Below are 6,551 nucleotides of genomic sequence, written 5' to 3'. Positions count from 1 at the left end.
GGGATCGGAACGCCGCGGCCTCCGACGTTGGCCGCCGGGTCGTAGCCGGAGCCCTTCACCACGATCTCGTCGCCGGCCTTGAGAGCCTTGCCCGTCGCGGGGGTCTTGCCGTCGGCCAGGAAGACCTCGATCGCCGGAGAGAACGGCGTCTCGCCCGGGTCGGTGCCGGGATCCGTACCCGGGTCCGTGCCGGGGTCGGTGCCGGGATCGGTGCCGGGATCCGTACCCGGGTCCGTGCCGGGATCCGTACCGGGGTCGGTCCCCGGATCAGTGCCGGGGTCCGTGCCCGGGTCGGTTCCGGGGTCGGCGCCCGGGTCAGTGGGCACGGGTCCGAACACGGCGTTCCACTGCCCCGCGGAGATCGCGACGTCGCCGCGACCGTAGATCGTCGTCTCGTTCGGGTTCGAGTGCTTCTGCCAGACGAGCACCTCGTAGGACTTGGTCCGATCGAGCGAGCCGGCGGGCGCATCGAGAGTGAACGTGCTCGCCCCCGCCGCGACCGTCGGCATCACGAACGCCGCGTATCCGCCACTGCCGCTGAGTCCGGCCTCGGTGCCCTTCACGATGAGGGCCGCATAGGCGCCTTGGACCTCCGGCAGGCCGCTCACCTGCACCTGCGCGCTCACGCCGGAGGTGGTCGCAGAGGCGACCGTCGCTGTGACCGCGGCTCCGGCGGCATGCGCGGGCGGGACGATCACCGCACCGGCGGCGACGAGGAGGAAGGAGACGAAAGCGGCGAGCAGCACGCGTATGCGGGTGCTCCCTGAGGATGCTGTGGCTGTGGCGTTCACGGTTCTCCACGGCTCCGGGCACGCAGAAGAGCACGCGCGCCGGCGGTGCCGCAATGCAGTCGGGCGAAGGGTCGGATGTTGGTTAGGCTTGGCTAAGCAAGCCGCCGTTCCTGAGCGTAGAGGTGCAAATCAGCGCCCGTCAAGTTTTAGGATAGCCTTGCCTAATGCGTCGCGTCTTTGCCGTCTTCTTCGTCGCCGCTCTCGCCATGGGTCTCACCGCGTGCGCCGAGCCCGGAGCGACCGCCGCACCACCCGCCGCCGCAGAAGACACCTGCCCGCAGGCATCCACTCCCCTCGCCTCGCTCGACGTGATCGACGACGTCCGCGGGCATGAGGGCCCCTCCACCGCGTGCCTCTCCAGCCGCGCGATCGAGGCAGTCGATGACGACACCGCGCCGACGCTCCCGGTGACGGTGACCGACAGCGAGGGCCGAGAGATCGAGATCACCGACGTCGACCGCATCCTCCCGATCGACATCTCAGGCACGATCGCCTCGACCGTCTTCGCCCTCGGACTCGGCGACCAGGTGGTCGGGCGCGACGCGTCGACGGTCTTCGCCGGCACGGAAGACCTCCCGGTCGTCACGAAGACCGGTCACACGCTGAACGCCGAGGCGATCCTCGAACTCGCGCCGACCGTCGTCCTCACCGACACCACGATCGGTCCGAAGGAGGTTCGTCAGCAGCTGCGCGACGCGGGCATCGCGGTCGTGGTGATCTCCAGCGACCGGCGGCTCGACACCACCGACGAGCTGGTCACCGAGATCGCGACGGCCCTGGGGGTGCCGAGCCGGGGCGAGGCGCTCATCGCGCGGCTCGACGCCTCGGTCGACGAGACGCTCGCCGAGATCGCCGAAGTCGTGCCCGCGGATGAGGCCTATCGCGCGCGGATGCTCTTCCTCTACGTGCGCGGCAGCGCGAACGTCTACTACATCTTCGGCGAGGACTCCGGCGCCGACTCCCTCATCGACGCGGTGGGCGGGGTCGACGTCGCCGCCGAGATCGGCTGGGAGGGCATGAAGCCCATGACCGCGGAGGCCCTCGTCGCCGCGCAGCCCGATGTGCTCGTGATGATGACCGACGGACTCGAATCCGTCGGCGGCATCGACGGGCTCATCGAACGGATCCCCGCCGTCGCCGAGACGCCCGCCGGAGCGAACCGTCGCGTGATCGACATGGCCGACAGCGAGATCCTGAGCTTCGGCCCGCGCACCGCCGATGTGATCGGCGCCCTGGCCCGCGCCCTGTACACCCCCGAGCCCGCGAAGTGACCGGGGAGGTCGTCACACCGACGCCGACCAGGCACCGGGGGCTGCGCTTCGCCCTGGTGACGGCTGGCCTGGTCGTCGCACTCGCGATCACCTGCGTCGTCTCGATCACGAGCGGGCAGTACGACCTGTCCCCCACCTCGCTCGTCGGCGTGCTGCTGCGCGGCATCGGTATCGACACCGCCTGGGCGCCCTCGGCATCCACCGACTACGGCGTGATCTTCAACCTGCGGATGCCGCGCATCGTGCTCGGGCTCCTCGTCGGCGCCGCACTCGCCGTCTCGGGCGTGCTCATGCAGGCGATCTTCGGCAACCCGCTCGCGGATGCCGGTGTCGTCGGCGTCTCCTCGGGCGCGGCACTCGGCGCGGCGGCGAGCATCACGTTCGGCCTGGCGACCTTCGGCATGTGGACCACGCCGGCATTCGCGTTCGCCGGCGGGCTGATCGCGGTGTTCTCGGTGTACTTCATCAGCCGATCCGGCGGCCGCACCGAGGTCGTGACACTGCTGCTCACCGGCATCGCGATCAACGCGATCGCCGGCGCGGGGTTGGCCTTCTTCACCTTCCTCGGCACCACGTCGACGCGCGAGCAGATCGTGTTCTGGCAGCTCGGGTCGCTGAACGGCGCGCTGTGGTCGAACATCCAGCTGGTCGCACCGCTGGTCCTGATCGGCGTGGTCGTCGCACTGATCGTGGCACCCAGCCTCGATCTCTTCGCCCTCGGCGAGCGCACCGCGCGGCACCTCGGCGTCAACGTCGAGCTGCTGCGGATCGTGGTCATCGTGACCGTGGCCCTGCTCGTGTGCGCGGCCGTCGCGTTCGCCGGAATCATCGGTTTCGCAGGACTCGTCGTGCCGCACCTGATGCGCATGCTGATCGGCCCCGCCCACCTGCCGTTGGTGATCGCGTCGGCCCTCGGTGGCGCGCTGCTGATCGCCGTCGCCGATCTTGTCGCGCGCACGGCCGTTCCGCTCGCCGACCTGCCGATCGGCATGATCACCTCGCTCGTGGGCGGGCCGTTCTTCCTCTGGCTGCTCGTGCGCACGCGCCGTCGCTCCGGAGGATGGGCGTGACCGTGCGGCTCCGCGGGGCGGGGCTCACGGTGCGCGTCGGTGAGGGGCGGATGATCCTCGACGACGCGTCCATCGAGATCCACGCCGGGGAGATCCACGCACTCGTCGGCCCGAACGGCGCCGGCAAGTCCACCCTGTTCGGGGTTCTCGCCGGCGATGTCAGCGCGCAAGCGGGCACGGTCGAGATCGACGGTCAGCCCATCGAACGCGTGAAGCCCCGCCTCCTCGCCCGGGAGCGGGCCGTGCTGCTGCAGGAGAACTCCGTCACGTTCCCGTTCAGCGCCGAGCAGGTCGTGCGCATGGGGCGGACGCCGTGGGCACGCACGCCCGCGGCCGACGAAGACGACGAGCTGGTGTCATCCGCGATGGCGCAGACCGAGGTGACCGCCCTCAAAGCCCGCGCGGTGCCCTCACTCTCCGGCGGCGAGCGCGCTCGCGTCGCCCTCGCCCGCGTGATCGCCCAGAGCACCGGCATCCTGCTGCTGGACGAGCCGACCGCCGCCCTCGACCTCAAGCATCACGAAGACGTCATGCGGCTGATCCGCGGGCGCGCGGATGCCGGCATCGCCGTGGCGATCGTGCTGCACGACCTCAACGCCGCGCTCGCGCACGCCGACCGGGTCACACTGCTCTCCGACGGCCGGGTCGCGGCGACGGGGCCGGCGGCCGAGGTGCTCACGGCCGAACGGATCGAGCAGGTCTACGGACAGGCGGTCGACGTGTTCCCGCACCCCGCGACGGGAGTGCCGCTGGTGGTCGCGCGGCGCTGAGTGGTCGACTAGGGACGCACCGGGAGCACGTCGCTGAGATCCGCGCGCGTTCCCGAGGCATGGATGCGGCCCGCTGTTGCGGCATCCGCCCAGGGCTCCATGCCGGTGGCCACGGCGATCCACGTCGCGGCATCCATCTCGACGACGTTCGGCGGGGTGCCGCGCGTGTGGCGGGGGCCCTGGATCACCTGCACCGCGCCGAAGGGCGGCACCCGGACCTCGACACTGTTTCCCGGAGCCTTCTCGTCGAGCAGCTGCAACAGGTAGCGCACCGCCGTGGCGAGGTCGGTCCGCTGCGGCTTCGCGCCGGCGGCATCGGCAGCGCGAACGGCATCCAGCGCCACCCGCCCGTCGATGATGTCGATCTTCCTGGCCATTCCCCCAGCCTAGAACCGGCCACGCGCTCCCGACGCGTCCTAAGCTCGGACGCATGAGCATGCATCCGCAGGGCGCCCGCGCCGAGCTGCTCGCCGCCGTCGCCGACCACTCCTGGGGCGTCCGGATCCCGCCCCTCGCCGACCCGCACAACGCGCACGATGCCGCGGTGCTCATTCTGTTCGGGGTGCTGGACCGCACGCCCGCCGCGACAGCCGACGCCGCCGTCGCCCGCGACCTCGACGTACTGCTGCAGCGGCGAGCGCCCACCCTCTCCTCCCATCCGGGACAGGTGTCGTTCCCCGGAGGCCGAGTCGAGGCGGACGATGCGGATCTGGTCGCCACGGCGCTGCGCGAGGCCGAGGAGGAGACCGGGCTCGATCCGGCCGGCGTCGAGATCCTGGCGACGCTGCCCGTGATCCCCCTCGCTGCAAGCAACCACCTCGTCGCACCCGTACTCGCCTGGTGGCAGTCGCCATCGAGGGTCGTTGCCGTCGACCATGCCGAGACGGTCGAAGTGTTCCGGGTTCCGGTCGCGCAACTGCTCGACCCCGCGACCCGGTTCACCTCGACACTCACGCGGATGGGCCGCACCTTCCGCGGACCGGCGTTCGACGTCGATGGGACGATCGTGTGGGGCTTCACCGCGATGGTGCTCGATGCGCTGTTCGACGCGGCGGGATGGACCGTTCCCTGGGACGCATCGGTGGAGCGTGTGATCGAGCTCTGAGCCGGTCTGCGGCGCGGAGTCTCGGCCGCTTCCCGTTCATAACTCCTCAAGAACGTGCCAATCGGGCCCGACACGCCGCTGCCGGCCGCCGACCGGGCGAGTTTCTCCTGAGTTGTGAACGCGCCACGCGCCGAAACCCGGAGCGCGAGCCTCGGTAGTCTGGACGCGTGAAGATTCTCGTCCTCGGTTCCGGTGCCCGTGAGCACGCGATCATCCTCGCCCTGCGGGCCGAGCAGACGGAGCACGAGATCTTCGTCGCTCCCGGCAACGCCGGCATCGCGCAGGATGCGACCCCCGTCTCGGTCGACCCTCTCGACGGCGGAGCGGTCACCGCTTTCGCCCACGAGCACGCGATCGATCTGGTCGTCGTCGGGCCCGAGGCCCCCCTCGTCGCCGGAGTGGCCGACGCCCTGCGCGTCCGCGGCATCCCGGTGTTCGGACCGGGCAAGGCCGCAGCACAGCTCGAGGGCTCGAAGTCGTTCGCGAAGCGGGTGATGGATGCCGCCGGAGTGCCGACCGGACGCGCTGTCCGCGCCGCCAGCACGAGCGAGGTCGAGGCCGCATTCGACGATCTCGGCGCACCGTACGTGGTCAAGGCCGACGGCCTCGCAGCCGGCAAGGGCGTCATCGTCACGTCCGATCGCGCCGAAGCCCTCGCCCACGCCCAGCAGTACCTCCCCGCCGGCCCGGTGCTCATCGAGGAGTTCCTCTCGGGCCCCGAGGTCTCCCTGTTCTTCCTGAGCGACGGCGACACCGTGCGCGCGCTCAGCCCCGCCCAGGACTTCAAGCGCGCACTCGACGGCGACGCCGGACCCAACACGGGTGGCATGGGCGCCTACTCCCCGCTGCCCTGGCTCGCCGACCAGTTCGGCAGCGAGCAGGCCTTCGTCGAAGAGGTCACGCGCGACGTGGCGCTCCCCGTGGTGCGCCAGCTCGACGCGGAGGGCACCCCGTTCATCGGGCTTCTCTACGCGGGCCTGATCCTGACCCCGGCGGGCGTGCGCGTGATCGAGTTCAACGCGCGCTTCGGCGACCCCGAGACGCAGATCGTGCTGCCCCGCCTGGTCACCCCGCTGTCGCAGCTGCTGTTCGCCGCGGCATCCGGCACCCTGGAGGACCAGCCGGAGCCCGAGTTCAGTGATGACGTGGCGATCACGGTCGTGCTGGCCAGCGAGGGCTACCCCGAGGCACCGCAGACCGGGCGCCCGATCGAGGGTCTGGCCGACGCCGCGGCCGTCGAGGGCGTCCGCCTCGTGCACGCCGCGACCGCGAGCCCGGATGCTCCCGGCGGATCGCTCATCGCGACGGGTGGGCGCGTGCTGAACGTTGTGGCCGTGGCCTCCGACTTCCGCACCGCGCGCGACCGGGCGTATGAGGCGATCGCCCGCATCCGCCTCGACGGTTCGCACTACCGCACCGACATCGCCGCCCGCGTCGCGGACTAGCCCGCGGCGCCCCGCCGCCCGCACGCCCTGCACCTGCGCCTGCACGCCTCGCCGAGTGCACGGCTTCGCGACTCTGCCGCCTCGGCGAACGCACGGCTT

The 6,551-nt window shown here is 71.2% G+C and carries 7 protein-coding genes; 5 read left to right on the top strand and 2 right to left on the bottom strand.

From position 1 onward, the window contains the following. A partial coding sequence (locus tag DW298_RS19185) for a hypothetical protein (RefSeq protein ID WP_205820219.1) occupies positions 1 to 791 on the bottom strand: 791 nt, incomplete at its 3' end. Between the two features lie 164 nt (positions 792 to 955). Here DW298_RS19185 and DW298_RS01935 point away from each other — a divergent pair. From DW298_RS01935 to DW298_RS01925, 3 genes are read left to right on the top strand one after another with little or no spacing between them, the layout of a single operon-like run. Then, the gene (locus DW298_RS01935; protein ID WP_136040825.1) at positions 956 to 2,062 is read left to right on the top strand and encodes an ABC transporter substrate-binding protein; all 1,107 of its coding nucleotides are present in this window, start codon (positions 956 to 958) and stop codon (positions 2,060 to 2,062) included. Next, a complete protein-coding gene (locus DW298_RS01930) occupies positions 2,059 to 3,132 on the top strand; it encodes an iron ABC transporter permease (RefSeq protein ID WP_136040824.1) in 1,074 nt (357 codons plus the stop codon). The genes DW298_RS01935 and DW298_RS01930 overlap by 4 nt, the downstream gene beginning before the upstream one ends. Beyond that, complete coding sequence (locus DW298_RS01925; RefSeq protein ID WP_136040823.1) at positions 3,129 to 3,902, top strand: heme ABC transporter ATP-binding protein; 774 nt, start codon at positions 3,129 to 3,131, stop codon at positions 3,900 to 3,902. The genes DW298_RS01930 and DW298_RS01925 overlap by 4 nt, the downstream gene beginning before the upstream one ends. Positions 3,903 to 3,910: 8 nt before the next feature. On the opposite strand, the gene DW298_RS01920 is transcribed toward DW298_RS01925, so the two are convergent. Then, the gene (locus tag DW298_RS01920) at positions 3,911 to 4,279 is read right to left on the bottom strand and encodes a sterol carrier family protein (RefSeq protein WP_136040822.1); all 369 of its coding nucleotides are present in this window, start codon (positions 4,277 to 4,279) and stop codon (positions 3,911 to 3,913) included. A gap of 53 nt (positions 4,280 to 4,332) precedes the next feature. Between DW298_RS01920 and DW298_RS01915 the strand changes: the two genes are divergently transcribed. Continuing rightward, complete coding sequence (locus tag DW298_RS01915) at positions 4,333 to 5,007, top strand: CoA pyrophosphatase (protein ID WP_136040821.1); 675 nt, start codon at positions 4,333 to 4,335, stop codon at positions 5,005 to 5,007. Between the two features lie 167 nt (positions 5,008 to 5,174). Beyond that, a complete protein-coding gene (gene purD, locus DW298_RS01910; protein WP_136040820.1) occupies positions 5,175 to 6,452 on the top strand; it encodes a phosphoribosylamine--glycine ligase in 1,278 nt (425 codons plus the stop codon). Positions 6,453 to 6,551: the final 99 nt, after the last annotated feature.

Origin of the sequence: Microbacterium sp. A20 (genome assembly GCF_004794515.1) — a bacterium.
Taxonomy (GTDB): Bacteria; Actinomycetota; Actinomycetes; order Actinomycetales; family Microbacteriaceae; genus Microbacterium.
This window is presented reverse-complemented; position numbering and strand designations above follow the sequence as displayed.